The organism is Kribbella sp. NBC_01505, from assembly GCF_045040285.1.
GTDB lineage: Bacteria > Actinomycetota > Actinomycetes > Propionibacteriales > Kribbellaceae > Kribbella.
This window is the reverse complement of the sequence record NZ_CP109425.1, coordinates 6,005,194-6,021,856: the sequence shown is the minus strand read 5'-3', so window position 1 is coordinate 6,021,856 and position 16,663 is coordinate 6,005,194. Positions and strand designations below refer to the sequence as shown.

Here is a 16,663-nt window from a genome sequence, read left to right as displayed (position 1 = left end):
CCGGCGCGTCCAGATGGTTGGTGGGTGCACAAAGTGGGATCGCGTGCACAAAGAGAAGGCGGCCCACCTTTGGGCGAGGGGTGGGGTCAGGTGCGGAGGTGGTTGATGATGCCGTCGATGTCTTCGATCATGCGGTCGTGGCGGATGAAGTGGCCACCGGCGTCCTCGTGGTGGAGGTAGGGGATGCCGGCTTGATCCAGCGCGGCGCGGAACTCGCGATGGCCGGCCAGGACCTGGGTTTCGTTGATGTAGTCACCAGGGTCTGAGCTGGGAGAGGTGCCGGCGACGAGGAAGATGCGCTTGCCGCGGTAGCGTTCGATGTTCTGCATCGGGTTGTCCATCGTGACGCGGTTCTCGTCCCAGGGGACGCCGTAGATCGTCCCGCCGTTCAGCTCGACCGCGGCCGACGACGCGTTCGCCCAGTTCGCCACCAGGCCGCCGTCGCGCCGGATGCTGGCCGGGCCGGAGTGCGAGCTGACGGAGGCGAAGTGACCGAAGTACTTCGCGGTGTACTTGAGCGCGCCGAAGCCGCCCATCGAGAAGCCGGATACGGCGCGGCCGGCGGGCTCGTCGTACGTGCGGAAGTTGGCGTCGACCCACCGGACCAGCTGGTTGAGGTGGAAGTTCTCGTAGTTGCGCGGGCCGACGTTGGTGGTGACCGGGTTGGAGTACCAGCCGGCCTTTCCGCCGTCGGGCATCACCACGATGAGCGGCTTGCCCGCGGTCCACGCCCGGATCCCCTCGCGGTCGAAGGTGATGAAGTCCTGCAGACCCCCGTGCAGCAGGTAGAGAACGGGATAACGGCGACCGCCGCTGTCGTGATAGCCGTCCGGCAGCAGCACGTTCACCGCGGGCTGCCAGCCGATCTCGGCGGTCTGGAAGCGGTAGTACCACATTCGCGGATCGGCCTGGTTGCTGTCGACGATGTGCAGACCGAATCCGTCACCGGCGGCGCTGGCCGCGGCCGAGGTGGCCAGAATGGTTCCGGCGCCGAGGCCGGCCGCGACGGTCAGGCCTCCGGCGGCCTTGAGCAGGGTTCTCCGGGTGGGGCGGTGCTCACTCACCATGATCTCCTGGGGAGAGTAGGGATCATCACCGTAGGTCACGGCGACAATCTAAGTTAGTACCATAACTTAGGGGTCGACCGACCCAGAGGAGGGTTGTGACAGGCACGACACCCCGGCGTAAGACCGGCGGCAGGCAGGCGCAGATCGGGCTCGCGGACATCGAGCGCGAAGGGCTGCGCCTCGGCCTCGCGAACCTCACCGTGAACGGCGTCGCCGGCGCGCTCGGCGTCACCCCGACCGCGCTCTACCGCCATGTCGACGGCAAGCTCGGCCTGGAGACGCTCGTCGGCGAGGCGGTCCTCGCCGACCTGCGCATCACCGACGACCCGGCCGACGACCTCAACAGCCACCTGCTGTCGTTCGCCCAGCAACTCCGGACGTTCGTCCTCGACCGGCCCGGACTGGCGACGTATCTGCAGAGCCTGTTCCCGCGCGGCGCCGCGGGTCTGCGGCTGCAACGCGAGGCGATCGCCGCCCTAGGACGACGCGGGTACGACGCTCCCGGCGCCGTGATGCTGTCCGGGACGGTCGCCGCCCTCGCGATCAACCTGACCGCCGCCGAGGAACGCCATCGCCCGTACCACGACGGCCCGCACCAGCGAGAGCTCGAGAAGGTCTACGCGCTGCTCGCGGCCGACGAGGTCCTCGCGCCCGTCCAGGCGGAGATGCCGGCCATCTCCAGCGGCGACTACTTCCAGATGGTGATGACCGCGTGCATCCGCGGTCTCACCACCGCTGCCCCTCCGGACCGGACCGTCACCGAGATCCTCACCGGCCTGGGCCTCGCCGACTGACGGTGGGGTTAGTGATCGACGCCGTGGTTGAAGAAGCGTGCCGGGTCGCTGGCCGCGCGCGGCCCGGACGCGATCCAGGCGGCGAACTCGTCGGGGTATCGCCGCTCGAGCTCATCCAGGTAGGCCCGGCGGACCTCGATCGTCGCGGACCAGTGATCCGACCGTCGTTGCAGCTCGCTGAAACTGCGGCGCCAGGCTAGGCACAGCTCGGCGGCCGTCATGTCGCCCAGCTGATCCGTGGCCTCCAGCTCGGGCAGATCCAACTCCTCGGACTGTTGCTGGGTGACCTGGGTGGCTGGCCTGCGCGCCGGCCGAGGCTGCACGGGCTCGGTCTCCGAGGCCACGGTGAGCCATCCCAACCACGCGACGACCGGCGGCGCCGTACCGGCGATCAGCAGGAGGAGGAGCAACACCTCCAGGCCGACAGCCGCGCCGTACCCGATGATTGCCAGCCCACAACCTCCGCCGGCTGCCGCCCAGCGCGGAGCCGCGCGGAACACGTCGGCCGGCGGTAGCTCGCGGGACAGACCGAGACCGACGAAGATCGCGCCGGACATGAAGGCGGCGAGCACGAACGCCGCCAGATTCGGGCCCGGTGCGATGAACACCAGCGCCGTCAACACACCAATCCCGGCCAGCGCCCCGACTGCTGCGCGCCAGATCCGGAAGTACCGCGTCCCGACGTACATCTGCATGTTTGTCCAGTGCCCATTAGCGGCTATCTGTATCCAGCATCTGCCTTTGTCAGGCTCTTCACAAGGAGGGCACCGACCTGGTCGAGTTCGATCAGGAAGCCGTCATGCCCGTACGGCGAAGTGATCGGGTGCACGCCGTCGGCCGCCGGATAGGCGGCGACCAGCTCGGCGGAGAGCGACGGTGGGTAAAGGCGGTCCGAGTCGACGGCGGCCACCACCAGGCGGGACCGCAACCGAGCCAGGGTCGCGGCGAGATCACCACGGCCGCGGGTGATGTCGTGACTGTTCATGGCGCGGGTCAGCGCGACGTACGAGCCGGGGTCGAAGCGGCGCGCGAGCTTGGTCGCATGGTGGTCGAGATAGGACTCGACGGCGTAGCGGCCGCCGGTGGCGGGATCCTCGCCGGTTTGGGCAGAGCGGCCGAAGCGGGTCGCTAACTCGTACTCCGATCGGTAGGTGACGTGGGCGATCCGGCGGGCGATCCCGAGGCCGACCGCCGGGGAACGGCCGGTGCCGTAGTAGTCGCCGCCCTGCCAGTCCGGGTCGGAGGTGATCGCCGCGAGCTGCGGCGCACACCAGGCGATCTGGTCGGCCGAGGCATAGGCAGTGGCGGCCAGGACGAACGCCATACCGACGCGATCCGGGTACATCAACGGCCACTCGAGGGCGCGCATGCCGCCCATCGAGCCGCCGATCACGGCCGCCCACCGATCGATGCCGAGGGCATCGGCCAGCGCGGCCTCGGCGTTCACCTGGTCCCGGATCGTGATCGCGGGGAACCGGCTCCCCCACGGACGGCCGTCGGGGGCCTCGCTCGACGGGCCGGTGGTTCCCTGGCAACCACCGAGCACGTTCGCGGCGACGACGTACCAGTCGGCTGGGTCGAGGTACCGGCCGGTGCCGATCAGGCCGTCCCACCATCCGGGGGTCGGCTGATCGGGACCGGTCGTGCCGACCACGTGTGCGTCTCCGGTCAGTGCATGACAGATCAGGATCGCGTTGTCACCTTGGGGATTCCCCCAGGTCTCGTACGCGATCCGTGCCCCGGGCAACGTCGTACCGCTCTCGAGGAGAAGGTCGCCGACGGCAACGAAACGCCGCCCGGAGGCACTCATCGACCTCAGGCCGACTTCGCGGCGGCGAATCCGACCTCGAGGTCGGCCAGGATGTCCTCGACGTGCTCGATGCCGACGGCCAGCCGGACCAGGCCGGGGGTGACGCCGGAGGCGAGCTGGTCCTCGGCCGACAGCTGGCTGTGCGTGGTCGAGGCCGGGTGGATCACCAGGGACCGCACGTCACCGATGTTCGCGACATGGCTGTGCAGCTGCAGCGCGTCGACGAACCGCTTGCCGGCATCCACCCCGCCCTTGATCTCGAAGGCCACCACGGCGCCCGCACCGCGTGGCGCGTACTTCGCCGCCAATGCGTGCCACGGCGACGACTCCAGGCTCGCGTACGCGACGCTCTCGACCTCGTCCCGCGCCTCCAGCCACTTCGCGACCTGCAGCGCGTTGTCGACGTGCCGCTCGATCCGCAGCGACAGTGTCTCCAGGCCCTGCGCGATCAGGAACGCGTTGAACGGCGACACGGCCGCACCGATGTCACGCAGCCACTGCACGCGCGCCTTGAGGATGAAGGCCAGGTTGCCGAGATCCGAACCGACGCCGAGGTCGCGGCCGTAGGTCAGGCCGTGGTAGCTCGGGTCCGGATTGTTGAACCCGGGAAAGCGCTCCGGGTTCGCCGCGTAGTCGAACTTGCCCGAGTCGACGATCACGCCGGCGATCGCCGTACCGTGGCCGCCGAGGTACTTGGTCGCCGAGTGGACGACGATGTCCGCGCCGTGCTCGATCGGCCGGATCAGGTACGGCGTGGCGACGGTGTTGTCGACCACCAGCGGTACGCCGTACTCGTGGGCGACGTCAGCGACACCCTCGATGTCGAGGATCTCGCTCTTCGGGTTCGCGATCGTCTCCGCGAAGAAGACCTTGGTGTTCGGCTTGATCGCGGCCTTCCACGACTCCAGGTCGTTCGGGTCCTCCACGAACGAGACCTCGATCCCGAGCTTCGGGAACGTGTAGTGGAACAGGTTGTAGGTGCCGCCGTACAGGCTCGGGCTGCTCACGATGTGGTCGCCGGCCTCGGCGATGTTCAGCAGTGCGATGGTTTCCGCCGCCTGACCGGAAGCCACCAGCAGTGCCGCCGTACCGCCCTCGAGACTCGCGATCCGCTGCTCGACCGCGTCCTGCGTCGGGTTCTGGATCCGGGTGTAGATGTTCCCGAACTCCTTCAGCCCGAACAGGCTGGCCGCGTGATCGGTGCTGTCGAACGTGTACGACGTGGTCTGGTAGATCGGCAGCGCACGGGCGTTGGTGGTCGCGTCGGACGTCTGCCCGGCATGGATCTGCCTGGTCTCGAACGACCAGCTGGGCGCGGTCTCAGTCATCGGTTCCTCTTCTCGGGAAGTCACAGCAGGCCAAATCACAATCAGCAAGGCAAAAGGTACTAACTGGATCGACTTACTGGACTCAATCTCGAAGCGTGGACATCCCTGTCGATTCAGGGGCAGTCCGCCACCCAGGGGCCGGCCGATTACAGGCGTTAGGGGGCCTGCGTGGTGGTGGAGCGGGTGACCAGGTGGGTGGGGATGGTGATGACGGTGGGCTGGACTTCGGGGTTTTTGAGTGTGTGAATGAGGAGCTCCGCGGCGGAACGACCGGCGGCTGCGGCGGCAGCGGAGACTGAGGTCATGGCGGGCGTGGTCAATGCGGCGAGCGTGTCGTCGCAGCCGACCAGGCTGAAGTCGCGCGGAACGGAGATGCCGCGGAGCTCGAGGCCGGCCAGAACGCCTTGCGAGACCACATCGTCGAAGGCGATCGCGGCGGTCGCTCCGGAGTGGACGATCGCGGTGACGGAGTCGCGGCCGGCCGCGTAGGTGGGGCGGCCCACTTCGATGATGCCGACAGCCAGACCGGCCGCCGCCGAGGTCTCGACCAGGGTCGCCCTGCGTTGCTGATCGGACCACGAGTCGCGCGGGCCGGCCAGGTAGACGAGGCGGCGGTGACCGAGCTTCTTCAGCAACATGACGGCCTCGGTCATCCCGCCGGATGCATCGATCAGAACCCGCGGAATGCCGTCGATATCGCGGTTGACCAGGACGACCGGCCGCGTCCGGGCCAGGTTGCGAATCAGCTCCTCGGACTGCCGGGACGACGCCAGGACGAACCCTTCCACCTGCGAACCGAGCCGGGTGACAAGCTTGGCCTCGCGCTCCGGCGACTCGTCGGAATCCCCGAGGAAGACCGCCAGATCCGCCTCCTCCGCGGCGGACTGCAGCGTCCGCACCAGCGGCGGGAAGAACGGGTTCGCGATGTCTGGGACGATCACCGCGATGTTCCCGAACCGGCCGGTGGCGAGCGCCCGCGCGGCCTGATTACCGACGTAGCCGAGGCGCTCGGCGACACCGCGCACCCGCTCGACGGTCTCGGTGTTCAGCATCTCCGGCCGGGTGAACGCCCGCGAGACCGTCGCCCGCGACACCCCCGCCAGCACGGCGACATCCCCCAACGTCACACCCAGCCGCTGACCCATGGCGACACCTTATCTGCAACCGCTTGCACCGCCCACCGGATGACCATGGGGAGGAATTGCATCCGTTGACCTGCAATCGCTTGCATGATGGAATTCCGTGCATGACCATCCGGATCGCGATCGCCGGTGCCGCCCACCCGCACGCGAGGTACGTGACTGCCGAGATCGATCGGAACGACGAGTACCAACTGGTCGCAGTGGCCGACCCCGACCGCACAGTCGCCGAGCGCTACGCGACGCCGTACCAGGCGAAGGTCTTCACCGACCATCAGCAACTGCTCGACGAGACCCGCCCCGACGTCGTTATGGTCGCCGGAATCTACGCCGACCGCGGCCGCGCCGTCGTCGACGCTCTGGACGCCGGCGCCCACGTCCTCGCCGACAAACCACTCTGTACGTCGCTCACCGACCTGACCGCGATCAGCGAAGCCTCTCGCCGCAACAACCGGCATGTCACCGTGCTCCTCGAGAAGCGCTACTACCCCGAAACCCTCGCGATGGCCGAGCTCATCGATGAGCTCGGCACCATCCACGGTGTCGTCTCCACGGGACCACACAAGCTCAACCGCCCGACTCGCCCCGAGTGGTTCTTCGACCGCACCCGGTACGGCGGTCTACTCAACGACCTGGCCGTCCACGACATCGACGCCGCGCTGCACTTCACCGGCCTCACCGCCGGAACTGTCAGCGGCGCCCTCGCGAGCGAACCCGGCTTCCCCCGCTACGGCACCGCCACCCTCACCGGCCCCGGCGTCCTCATCACCGCCGGAGTCGACTGGCTGACGCCCGCAGCGTCACCTCTGCACGGCGACTACCGCATGAAGCTTGTCGGCAGCAACGGAACCGCCGAGCTGCAGTGGGCCCGGAAACGACTCGTCCTCACCACGACCGACAAAGCGCCGTACGACGTCGTGCTGCCACCAGGTCACCGCCCGGCCGAGCTCCCCCTACAGGCACTTGCCAATGGCAACGAACCGGACATCACCACCAGCAACAGTCTGCTGGTCACGCGACTCGCCCTCCTCGCCCAGCAGTCGGCGGAGAACGGCAACCATCCCCTGCCCTGGACCAGCTGACTCCGAAAGAGGTCTCATGCGCTTCGCCATCGTGGGTGCCGGTTCCATCGGCGCTGTCCACGCCCGCCTCCTCTCCGATCTCGAGGACGAGCTCGTCGCAGTCGTCGACACCGACCTCGAACGCGCCGAGCAGCTCGCCGCCCAGTACGGCGCTCGCGCGTACCCGGACGCGGCCAGCGCGTACTCAGAGGTCGATGCCGTCAGCATCTGCCTGCCCAGCGCCCTGCACGCCGACGCGGCGATCGAGGCGCTGCACGCTGGGAAGCACGTCCTGGTTGAGAAGCCGGTCGACATCACGCTCGCCGCCGCCGACCGGCTGATCGCCGCCCAACGCCGTACTGGGCTGACTGTCTCGGTCGTCAGCCAACGCCGCTTCCAGGAACCGGCGACGCGCATCAAGCAGGCGGTCGCCGATGGCGCACTCGGTCGGATCACCTCCGGCATCGTCGAGTCGGCGTTCTATCGGCCGCAGTCCTACTACGACGGCGACGGCTGGCGCGGGACGCTTGCGCTCGACGGCGGTGGGGCGCTGATGAACCAAGGCATCCACGCGCTCGATCTCCTGGTCTGGATGCTCGGCCGCCCAGTCGGCGTCAGCGCACAGACCGGCCGACTCGCGCACGACAACATCGAGGTCGAGGACGTAGCCGCCGCCACCATCACCTTCGAGAGCGGAGCGATCGGCCTCCTCCTCGCCAGTACGGCGGCCTACCCCGGCCGCCCGGTGCGGTTGTCGATCCACGGCGACCGCGGTACGGCGGTCATGGACGACGACCGTCTGGTCGCGCTCACCGGCGCGGATGATCTGGGGGCGCAGAGCTCTCCCCGCGCGGCGCATCTCGAGCAGTACCGGGATTTTGTCGCCGCGGTGGCGGAGGGGCGGGCGCCCGCGATCGGGTTGGCGGATGGGCGGCGGTCGTTGGCGACTGTGCTCGCGGTCTATGAGTCTGCTCGTCTGGGGCGGCCGGTCGAGTTGCAGGAGGTCTGAGCTGTGTTGCGGATTGCTCTGGTCGGGACGGAGAACAGTCATGCCCGTGAGATCATCCACCACCTCAACGCCCACCCGATCTCGGACGCGACCCGGATCGTCGCGCTGGTCGGTGCGGATGACGAGCACAACCGCGCGCTCGCCGAGCTGGGCGGCATTACCCGGATCGTCCCCACGTCCGCCGAGCTGATCGGCAGCGTCGACGCCCTGATCGTCACCAACCGGGACGGCGCCCGGCACCGCGAGCACGCCGTACCGTTCCTCGACGCCGGTATCCCGGTCTGGGTCGACAAGCCGCTGGCAGCCAGTACGGCGGACGCCCGCGCCATCCTCGAGGCGGCGGACCGCACGAGCACCCCGGTCACGTCGTACTCGGCCGTCCGCTGGGTCGCCGACGCGGATGCCCTTGCCCAGAGCATCGAAACCGTCGGCGAGCTCCAGACGGTCACCGTCACCGGCCCGGCCGACCCTGCCAGTGAATACAGCGGCATCTTCTTCTACGGCATCCACGCCGCAGACCTCGCCCAACGCCCCCGGCTCACCTGAGGACATTCAGGTCGAGCAAACCGGCAGCGCTGTCATCGCCCGCTACCGCAGCGACGGCGTCCTCGTCACCCTCCAACTCGTCAAGCCGACCGACGCCGGCCGTGTCCCGTTCCACGCCGAGATCGTCGGCCGTGCAGGCGTTGTCAGCAGCGACATCCGCCTCGACGCCGACTACGTCGTACCGGGGTTGAAGGTCTTCCTCAATCTGCTTGCCACCGGCCAGGCGCCGCTCGACGCGGCTGCCCTGCTTGCTCCGATCACCGTCCTGGAGGAGATCAGCCGCCGGCTCGGTTGAGCAGCAGTTCGGCGGCGCGCGTCGTACCGTCGGTGTCGATGGTCGGGGCGAGGGCCTGCGCGCGGGTCTTTGTTTCGGGGTCCAGGGTGGTGGCGAGGGCTTCGGTCATGGACTGCAGCGTCGGGTCCGGGTCCTGGTGGGCGACGCCGATGCCGAGCTCGGCGACGCGGCCGGCCCAGCGCGGCTGATCGACGATGCGCGGTACGACGAGTTGCGGCGTACCGGCCTTGGCGGCGGTTGTTGTGGTTCCGGCGCCGCCGTGATGGATGACGGTCGCGACCCGTGGGAAGAGGGCCTGCTGGTTGACCTCGCCGATCACGAACGTGTCCTGCTGGTCGTCGATCGCGACCAGGTCCGCCCAGCCGCGGCTCATCAGGATCCGGCGGCCGTGAGCGCGCGCTGCCTCGATGGTGTTGCGGGCGATGTCCTTCGGGGCGTGCGACGCCATACTGCCGAATCCGACGTACACAGGTGGTTCGCCGGCGTCCAGGAAGCCCTCGAGCTCAGCTGGGAGCGGCCGATCGTCAGGAAGCGTCCAGGCGCCGATCTGCAGGACGTCGGGGACGTCGGCCGGCCACAGGGTCGGATCGGCGGCCAGCCACGGCTGGTCGCCGCGAACGTGCGACCGTACGTCGTCCACCGGCGGGAGGCCGATCGCGGCCCGGCCGCTGTTCAGCGCCTCGCCGTACAGGTTGTTCGTGAACTCCGACGGCGCGCCGACGGTGTGGAAGCAGGCGAACGCGTAGCGGATCCCCAGTTTCTCGGCGACGTCGCGGGCACCGGCCGGCATCAGGCCGGTGGCGACGATCGCTTCGGCGCCCTCGGCAACTTTCGGTAGCACCTCGAATCGGGCGGCGACCAGCTCGGGCGCCAGCTTCAGCGCGTCCTCGCGGGACGGCGGCTTCGGATTGTTCACCACCGACTGCACCGAGCGACCGACCGGAACCAGCTCCACACCGGCCCGCGCTGCCAGGGCGCCGAACTCCTCGTCGGGCGGCGCACACAGCACGACCTCCGCGCCGTACTGCTGCAACTTCCAGGCCAGACCGGCGAGGGGTTCGACGTCTCCGCGTGATCCCCAGGTCAGCAACACAAACCGCATCTGCACGTCCTTGATAGGTACTGTCTTCGCATTCGTGATGGACCGCCATCCTGAGGCATCACCCGGGCCTTGCGGCAAGCCCACCCCTGGGCTATACCTTGGAAGGGGAGAGTGGTTTCCACCTGTCCGGCGCTGGGGGCGGCGAGGGCAGAGTCGGTCGGCATTGGGGCAGGATCCACGGATCCGCGGCGGCGTGGTGTGCGTCGGAACCTACGCTCGGGGTTGTTTCTCAAGAGGGGGTAGGTCAGTGCGGAGTCAACTGTTCGCGGCGGAGAACCAGGAGCAGGAGTCGGCCCAGGCGGGTCTGCGGCTGCAGAACTCGAAGCTGCTGAAGGTCGAGTTGCGCGGTGAGGTCTTCGCGCGGCAGGGCGCGATGGTCGCGTACCAGGGCAACGTCCAGTTCGAGGCCCAGGGGTCCGGCGGGATCGGCAAGTTCATCAAGCAGAAGCTCACCGGCGAGGGCATCCCGCTGATGAAGATGAAGGGTCAGGGCGACGTCTTCCTCGCCGACCGCGCCTCCGACGTGTACCTGATCGATCTCGAAGGTCCGCACGACGGGCTGAGTATCAACGGCGCCAACGTGCTCGCGTTCGAGTCCTCGCTGAGCTGGGACATCCAGCGGGTGCAGGGCATGGGCATGATGTCGAACGCCGGCCTGTTCAACTGCACGTTCTCCGGCCAGGGCCGGCTCGCGATCACCTGCAAGGGCACCCCGGTGGTGCTGACGGTGGACCAGCCGACGTACGCCGACCCGCAGGCGGCGATCGCCTGGTCGACGGGTCTGCAGACGGGCTATCAGCGCGCCGACCAGATCGGCCTGGGTACGCTGCTCGGCCGTACGACGGGTGAGGCGTTCACGATGAGCTTCGCCGGGCAGGGCTTCGTCGTCGTACAGCCGTCCGAAGAGCCGCCCGGCGGCGTCATCAGCGGCACTGGCGGCGGCCAGCAGGCCGGTCAGGACGGCGGTGTGGCCGGCGTACTGGGTGGGCTACTCGGCGGTCGCTAGTCCTTCGCAGATGTCCCAGGCAGCTTGCTGGAGAAGGGCCGCGGTGTCCGCATCGAGGCCCTTCACCGGTACGTCGATCCCTACCGGATCCTCAGCCAGTAAGGCGATCAGGAACACGCACGCGGCGAGGTAGCTGCCTGCGAGGGCCGGGTGACTGTTGTCCTGGTCATGCAGCACCGGTTCGTCGTGTTCGGCGAGGAACCGCTCCCACACCGGCCCGACCGGGATCAGCGCCGCGCCGAGCTCGACCGCGCTCCCGCCGTACGCGCTCGTGAGGGCAGCCTGCGTGTCGGGCGCATTCCGGCGCGCCCAGGTCAGGTAGAGCGCTGTGCGCGCACCAGCCTTGGTGATCGCGGCATCGAAGTCGCGCGCACTCTCCCGGAACCGCTCCGGACTCTTGATCGGCAACGTGCTCTGCTCCTGCAGCACGACAACGTCGTACCCACCGGAAGCAATCGCCGTGAGCGCCTTCCCCGCATTCAAATGCTGCCGCAACGACGCCCCACCCGCCGAGATCAGCGTCGACTCAACCTCGATCCCCCGCGCCCCAGCCAGGCCCGCCAGCAACCCGGGCAAGTTGTTACGCGCCGCAAAACTGTTCCCGACAAAGAGAATCCGCACCCCCCGAAGGTACTCGATCAACAAGCGGTGTACCGAAGAACTGGTAGTACTAGGGGTGCTGGGGTCTTGTGCAGCGTGGCGGTGGGCGCAAACGACGGTTGCGGCGGACTACTACCAGTCCGTCGGTACGCCGGGGAGAGGGATTGTGGCTGAGTTGAGGATCGTTCGGGTCGAGGATGAGGGCCAGCTGGCTGATTGGCGGTTGGTGCACAACGCGATCGTGCCGAGTGCGGGGTTATCGGTTGCGGAGGTTCGTGAGCGGGTGACGCGGAATGTGCTTGAGGTCGCGTACGACGGTGACGTGCTGGTGGGCTGTTCGACCGTGCGGCCGCCATCGACGGAGACGAGCGCGGAGACCGTGATCGCGCGGGTGCTCGCGCCGTACCGGCGGCGTGGGTTCGGCGAAGCGTTGTATCAGCACTGCTTGGCGCAGACCCGAGGGACGGGGATCGAGACGCACATCCTGGCCAGCAATGTGGACGGGGTGCGGTTCGCCGAGAAGCACGGGTTCGTCGAGGTCGAGAGCTACGTGATGCCCGGGGAAACCATCCCGTTCATGCTGATGCGGCTTGGTTAGACGGTCAGTCTGATGAAGGGACCGGTACGACGGCTCGTCGCAGGCCTGGCGTGGTTACGGAGACCGCGACGACTGCGGCTACGCAGAGAACTGCGCCGGAGATCAGGGCGGTGAACGGGGAGGTGAATTGGGCGGTGACGCCGCCTCGGACGTTACCGAGGTTCGGGCCGGCGCTGCCGACGATCTGTTCGGCCGCGGCTACTCGGCCGAGGAGTTCGTTCGGGGTGTGCAGCTGGACAATGGTGCTGCGGGCAACGACCGAGACGGTGTCGGCGGCACCCGCGACGGCCAGGAACGCGAACGCGATCCACGGGGTCGGCGCGAAGGCGAACAACCCTAGGGCGATTCCCCAGCTGCCCGCGCCGATCAGCATCACCACGCCAGGTCGCGGCAACCGGGTGTAGGTGCCGGACAGCACCGAGGCGACCACTCCCCCGACGGCGATCGCGGTCAGGAAGAGGCCGAGCGTCCGTGGATCACCACCGAACCGCTCGGCGTTCAGAGCCGGGAACAGGCTGATCGGCATCGACAACACGGTGACCGCGAGATCGGTGACCAACGCGCCCCGGATCACCGGCGTCGACACCACGAACGCCAGTCCGTCGGCCACGCCGCGCAACCCCGGCCGCACCTCGCCCGCCACGCGGAGCAGTGGCAGACCCAGTACGCCGTACAGGGCGGCGGTGAAGGTCAAGGCGTCGACCAGGTACGCCGTACTGGGGCCCCAGGCGCCGACGATGAGCCCACCGACGGCCGGGCCGACCAGCATCGCGCCTTGGAAGGCGATGCGGTTGAGCGCGATGCCGCCGGCCAGTAGTTCACGCGGAAGGAGTTGCGGGAGGATGCTTCGGGCCGCCGGACCCGACGCGGCCCCGAGGGCGGACTGCATCGACACCAGTCCAAGCAGGACACCGACGGGCACCGAACCGATCAGGAGCTGGCTCGCCATCAGGAGCGCCACGATCAGCTGGCAGATCGTGATCACCAGATAGAACCGGCGGCGTTCGAACCGGTCGACGGCTGCCCCGGCGAACAGCCCGAGCACGATCAGCGGAAGCGCCTGCGCGAGACCGATCGCGCCGGTCCAGGCCGTGCTCCTCGTCTGGTCCCAGACCTGGAACATCACCGCGACGAACGCCAACTGCGCACCGAAGATCGACACCACCTGGCCGAACCAAAGCCGCCGGAACGGTTGCGATGCGCGCAGCGGAGCCAGGTCGATCAGCATCCGCCTCACTGTGTTGCATCGCCCTGGGCGAGCTTCTCGGTCACGCGCTCGTAGAAGCTCTTCCGGGCCAGCGCCTGCTCGATGTCGCGGACGACCTGGCTCATCGTGTACGGCAACTCCGCCTCGAGCTCGGCGATCGCCGCCTCCGTGGCCCGCCATTCCGCCGCCAGCAGCCCGGCTAGCTCTTCCGCCTTCGGAGTAAGCGCCACAACCTTGGCGCGCGCGTCCGACCCAGCCTCGGTCTGCACCAGCCCAGCAGTCCGCATGGCCGCGACCTTCTGGCTGAGCGCCGAATGCGTCCGCCCGACCGACTCAGCCAGCTCGGTGATCGTCATCGGCCCCTTGAGATGGAGCCGGAGCAGCTCCATCACATAGTTCGGCTTCAGCCCCTGGATGTCTCGATCGGTGTAAACCCGCCCGATCTCACCATCGATGTGTCCTAGCAACTGATGGAGCGCACGCCACTGACTCTGCTCTGTCGGATCATCCACCGAACCATCGTAACAGCACTTATATAAGCACTGTCATGAATTAGTCGGCCGGCTTGATGTTCATGTTGCGGTGGAAGACGTTGCCCGGGTCGTAGGTCGCCTTGATCTGCTGCAGCCGGGCGTACTTCTTGTCCCCGTACGACGCGCGCACGCGGTCGGTGTCGAATTCGGCCATCGCGTTGATGTAGCTGCCGTTGCCGAGGGTGTACGGCTGGAAGGCTTCCCAGAAGGCGCGCACCCAGGCGCGTTCCGGGGAAAGGCCCTCGGCGGTCGGTGCGATCGCGACCATGAAGACCGCGTACCGCGGTGAGCGGCCGCCACCGAACGCGGTGTCGTCGTCGCCGATCTCGGAGTAGGCACCATCGAGGCGGTAGAACAGGATGTTCGAGAGCGGGGACACCTTCCGCGCGGCGTGCTCGGTGATCACGTCGATCGCCTCATCGGTCAGCGTCTCGACGTACGTGCCCTTGTCGTAGCAGTAGAAGCCCCAGGCGTTGCCCTCGTCGATCGACTTCTGCACCTCGACGAACGGCATCGGGGTGGTGAACTCGACCGTCGGCGGCAACGTCGTACGGACCCGGCCGACGATCTCGTCGAACTGCTCCTGGCCGCCGAAGCCGACGACCACCAGCGCGTAGCCGTTCTTGAGCTGGTGCTCGGCCGGTACGAACGGAGCCGGTGGGGCGTTGAGTACGCCGATGATCACCGTGACGTCGCGCGGCAGGCTCGGGACGAGTTCGCGGGCGAAGCGCAGTACTTCGGCTCCTTGGTCGAGATCCCACCAGAGCAGGCCGTACTGGACGATCGGGGTGACCTCATGGAGCTGGAACTTGAACTCGGTCACGACGCCGAAGTTGCCGCCACCACCGCGAACAGCCCAGTAGAGCTCAGGATTCTCGTCGGCCGCGGCACGCAGGATCCGGCCGTCGGCGGTGACGATCCGGACCGAGAGGACGTTGTCGAGACTGAGGCCGAACTGGCGGGTCAGGTACCCCATCCCGCCGCCGAGCGTGAGACCTGCGACGCCGGTATGGCTGATCATCCCGGCCGGCGCGGCCAGTCCGTACTCCGCTGTTGCCGCATCGAGCTGGGAGAGCAGCGCACCGCCGCCGACCAGCGCACGCTTCGCCTGCGGGTCGACGGTGATCGCGTTCATCGCGCTGACGTCGATCATCAGACCGTCGTCGACAACCGCCGCGCCGGACATGCTGTGCGCGCCACCGCGGATCGAAATCTCCAGCCCGTTGCGCACGCCGAACAGGACAGCCGCCTGTACGTCGGAATCACTCACACACTGCGCAACCAGCGCGGGCCGCCGATCGATATCAGCGTTCCAGACCCGCCGGGCCTCGTCGTACGCCGCATCCTCCGGCCCGACAACCACCCCATCGATCGCGATCCGAAGCTCGTCGATCCCGCCGCCGGCCGTCTGTGTCATCCGTAATCCTCCCCAGGCATCAGTCCCCACCAACCCTAGATCCGCCCCATCCACCTGACACCGTCCTTTAGGGCACCCCATCGCGCCACCCACCCCGCCCAGCGCACCTCAAGGAACCACTGCACGGCGCCTGACTTTTGCCGCCTCCGGCGGGTGCAACAGATGATTCGGCGCCCAGGAGTCCAACCGGCCGCGGCGCCCGCCCCCGCCTCTCACCTCGTAGGTCCCACGACAACGCGCAGCCAGATCAGGCGACCGTTGGTCACCATCCCTCCAAAACCGAAACCAAAGCCCGTCAACCCCAGCCAACCAAAACGCGGAAACCGGCCCCGCTCCCGCACCCCAACCACAACCCGCCCACCCCACCCAACGAAAACGCGAAAACCGCCCTCGCTCCCGCACCCCAACCAGAGCCCGTCCACCCCACCCAACGAAAACGCGAAAACCGGCCTCGCTCCCCGCACCCCAACCAGAGCCCGTCCACCCCACCCAACGAAAACGCGAAAACCGGCCTCGCTCCCCGCACCGCAACCAGAGCCCGTCTACCCCGTCCAACGGAAACGCGGGAACCGCCCTCGCTCTCCGGCCCAGCCACCGCGGCGCTCAACCATGCTGTCTTTCAGATCGGCCGGTCGCGGCGAGCAACCACAAACCCACGTCCCCGGCCGAAGCCTTTCGGTCTGCACCACGCCTCGCAGCGGACCTGAGCCACTGATCAACTTGCTCCGAGGACGCACTTCAGGCGGCGGTTGAGCGTGGCGAGACAGACCCAGCGCAGGTTAGTCAGTGCTGGCGGTCCACGAGACGAGGGGACCAGCCCCACGAACCGTCATCTCGGGTGACCGCGCCCCGTGCAAGCCGAGGAGCGCCGCACTATCCGGTGGATCTTGGGTACCCCGTGACGAAAATCCACCGGATAGTGCGAGATCGTCAGCTGCCCGGGCGGGCTGGGTCCAGGCCACCCAACCGTCAAGAGCGGCTCACAAACAGCCGCGGCGGACCTGAGCCACTGATCAACTTGCTCCGAGGACGCATTTCAGGCGGCGGTTGAGCGTTGCGAGGCGGACCAAGCGGACGTTAGTCAGTGCTGGCGGTCCGCGAGACGAGGGGACCAGCCCCACGAACCGTCATCTCGGGTGACCGCGCCCGTG

At 68.0% G+C, this 16,663-nt stretch carries 17 protein-coding genes; 7 read left to right on the top strand and 10 right to left on the bottom strand.

Translation table 11 applies throughout. The annotated features are described in order from the left end of the window. Positions 1-86 precede the first annotated feature (86 nt). Positions 87-1,106: an alpha/beta hydrolase gene (locus OG474_RS28465; RefSeq protein ID WP_405056655.1), complete on the bottom strand. Its 1,020-nt coding sequence runs from the start codon at positions 1,104-1,106 to the stop codon at positions 87-89. 56 nt (positions 1,107-1,162) lie between these two features. Here OG474_RS28465 and OG474_RS28460 point away from each other — a divergent pair, with 56 nt between their 5' ends. Continuing rightward, positions 1,163-1,861, top strand: a complete 699-nt coding sequence (locus OG474_RS28460) for a hypothetical protein (protein ID WP_405056654.1) — start codon at positions 1,163-1,165, stop codon at positions 1,859-1,861. Between the two features lie 8 nt (positions 1,862-1,869). Here the strand turns inward: OG474_RS28460 and OG474_RS28455 are convergent, their stop codons facing one another. From OG474_RS28455 to OG474_RS28440, 4 genes are all read right to left on the bottom strand, one after another. Further along, entirely contained in the window at positions 1,870-2,556 is a 687-nt protein-coding gene (locus OG474_RS28455) for an FUSC family protein (RefSeq protein ID WP_405056653.1), read from the bottom strand. 23 nt (positions 2,557-2,579) lie between these two features. Then, a complete protein-coding gene (locus OG474_RS28450) occupies positions 2,580-3,671 on the bottom strand; it encodes a homoserine O-acetyltransferase (RefSeq protein ID WP_405056652.1) in 1,092 nt (363 codons plus the stop codon). A 5-nt stretch (positions 3,672-3,676) separates the two neighbouring features. Further along, on the bottom strand, positions 3,677-4,999 hold the full coding sequence (locus tag OG474_RS28445) for a bifunctional o-acetylhomoserine/o-acetylserine sulfhydrylase (protein ID WP_405056651.1): 1,323 nt from the start codon (positions 4,997-4,999) through the stop codon (positions 3,677-3,679). A 155-nt stretch (positions 5,000-5,154) separates the two neighbouring features. Further along, entirely contained in the window at positions 5,155-6,144 is a 990-nt protein-coding gene (locus OG474_RS28440; protein WP_405056650.1) for a LacI family DNA-binding transcriptional regulator, read from the bottom strand. A gap of 101 nt (positions 6,145-6,245) precedes the next feature. Between OG474_RS28440 and OG474_RS28435 the strand changes: the two genes are divergently transcribed. Genes OG474_RS28435 through OG474_RS28420 form a run of 4 tightly spaced genes read left to right on the top strand, consistent with a single transcriptional unit; the run spans position 6,246 to position 9,049 of the window. Next, a complete protein-coding gene (locus OG474_RS28435; RefSeq protein ID WP_405056649.1) occupies positions 6,246-7,220 on the top strand; it encodes a Gfo/Idh/MocA family protein in 975 nt (324 codons plus the stop codon). A gap of 16 nt (positions 7,221-7,236) precedes the next feature. Then, the gene (locus OG474_RS28430; protein ID WP_405056648.1) at positions 7,237-8,208 is read left to right on the top strand and encodes a Gfo/Idh/MocA family protein; all 972 of its coding nucleotides are present in this window, start codon (positions 7,237-7,239) and stop codon (positions 8,206-8,208) included. A gap of 3 nt (positions 8,209-8,211) precedes the next feature. Continuing rightward, positions 8,212-8,754: a Gfo/Idh/MocA family protein gene (locus OG474_RS28425; protein WP_405056647.1), complete on the top strand. Its 543-nt coding sequence runs from the start codon at positions 8,212-8,214 to the stop codon at positions 8,752-8,754. Then, a complete protein-coding gene (locus OG474_RS28420) occupies positions 8,684-9,049 on the top strand; it encodes a hypothetical protein (RefSeq protein WP_405056646.1) in 366 nt (121 codons plus the stop codon). The genes OG474_RS28425 and OG474_RS28420 overlap by 71 nt, the downstream gene beginning before the upstream one ends. On the opposite strand, the gene OG474_RS28415 is transcribed toward OG474_RS28420, so the two are convergent. Continuing rightward, positions 9,030-10,151 (bottom strand): glycosyltransferase, encoded by a 1,122-nt coding sequence (locus OG474_RS28415; protein ID WP_405056645.1) that lies wholly within the window; start codon positions 10,149-10,151, stop codon positions 9,030-9,032. The two genes, OG474_RS28420 and OG474_RS28415, sit on opposite strands and share 20 nt — an antisense overlap. A 247-nt stretch (positions 10,152-10,398) precedes the next feature. Here OG474_RS28415 and OG474_RS28410 point away from each other — a divergent pair, with 247 nt between their 5' ends. Next, positions 10,399-11,157 carry an AIM24 family protein gene (locus tag OG474_RS28410; protein WP_405056644.1) on the top strand — a complete coding sequence of 253 codons (759 nt, stop codon included), beginning with the start codon at positions 10,399-10,401 and terminating at the stop codon, positions 11,155-11,157. On the opposite strand, the gene OG474_RS28405 is transcribed toward OG474_RS28410, so the two are convergent. After that, positions 11,140-11,778, bottom strand: a complete 639-nt coding sequence (locus OG474_RS28405; RefSeq protein WP_405056643.1) for a hypothetical protein — start codon at positions 11,776-11,778, stop codon at positions 11,140-11,142. The two genes, OG474_RS28410 and OG474_RS28405, sit on opposite strands and share 18 nt — an antisense overlap. 145 nt (positions 11,779-11,923) lie before the next feature. Between OG474_RS28405 and OG474_RS28400 the strand changes: the two genes are divergently transcribed. After that, on the top strand, positions 11,924-12,355 hold the full coding sequence (locus tag OG474_RS28400; RefSeq protein WP_405056642.1) for a GNAT family N-acetyltransferase: 432 nt from the start codon (positions 11,924-11,926) through the stop codon (positions 12,353-12,355). A gap of 4 nt (positions 12,356-12,359) precedes the next feature. Here OG474_RS28400 and OG474_RS28395 read toward each other — a convergent pair whose 3' ends face one another. From OG474_RS28395 to OG474_RS28385, 3 genes are read right to left on the bottom strand one after another with little or no spacing between them, the layout of a single operon-like run. Further along, on the bottom strand, positions 12,360-13,583 hold the full coding sequence (locus tag OG474_RS28395; protein ID WP_405056641.1) for an MFS transporter: 1,224 nt from the start codon (positions 13,581-13,583) through the stop codon (positions 12,360-12,362). 5 nt (positions 13,584-13,588) lie between these two features. Then, positions 13,589-14,074, bottom strand: coding sequence for a MarR family winged helix-turn-helix transcriptional regulator (locus OG474_RS28390; RefSeq protein WP_405056640.1), 486 nt, complete (start codon positions 14,072-14,074; stop codon positions 13,589-13,591). A 40-nt stretch (positions 14,075-14,114) separates the two neighbouring features. After that, positions 14,115-15,512 (bottom strand): FAD-binding oxidoreductase, encoded by a 1,398-nt coding sequence (locus tag OG474_RS28385; protein WP_405056639.1) that lies wholly within the window; start codon positions 15,510-15,512, stop codon positions 14,115-14,117. Between the last annotated feature and the right edge of the window lie 1,151 nt (positions 15,513-16,663).

Bases quoted from the DNA above. Each gene is read 5' to 3' on its own strand.
- OG474_RS28440 (WP_405056650.1), bottom strand. From the start codon at position 6,144: ATGGGTCAGCGGCTGGGTGTGACGTTGGGGGATGTCGCCGTGCTGGCG.
- OG474_RS28395 (WP_405056641.1), bottom strand. From the start codon at position 13,583: ATGCTGATCGACCTGGCTCCGCTGCGCGCATCGCAACCGTTCCGGCGG.
- OG474_RS28415 (WP_405056645.1), bottom strand. From the start codon at position 10,151: ATGCGGTTTGTGTTGCTGACCTGGGGATCACGCGGAGACGTCGAACCC.
- OG474_RS28435 (WP_405056649.1), top strand. From the start codon at position 6,246: ATGACCATCCGGATCGCGATCGCCGGTGCCGCCCACCCGCACGCGAGG.
- OG474_RS28445 (WP_405056651.1), bottom strand. From the start codon at position 4,999: ATGACTGAGACCGCGCCCAGCTGGTCGTTCGAGACCAGGCAGATCCAT.
- OG474_RS28430 (WP_405056648.1), top strand. From the start codon at position 7,237: ATGCGCTTCGCCATCGTGGGTGCCGGTTCCATCGGCGCTGTCCACGCC.
- OG474_RS28385 (WP_405056639.1), bottom strand. From the start codon at position 15,512: ATGACACAGACGGCCGGCGGCGGGATCGACGAGCTTCGGATCGCGATC.
- OG474_RS28450 (WP_405056652.1), bottom strand. From the start codon at position 3,671: ATGAGTGCCTCCGGGCGGCGTTTCGTTGCCGTCGGCGACCTTCTCCTC.
- OG474_RS28455 (WP_405056653.1), bottom strand. From the start codon at position 2,556: ATGCAGATGTACGTCGGGACGCGGTACTTCCGGATCTGGCGCGCAGCA.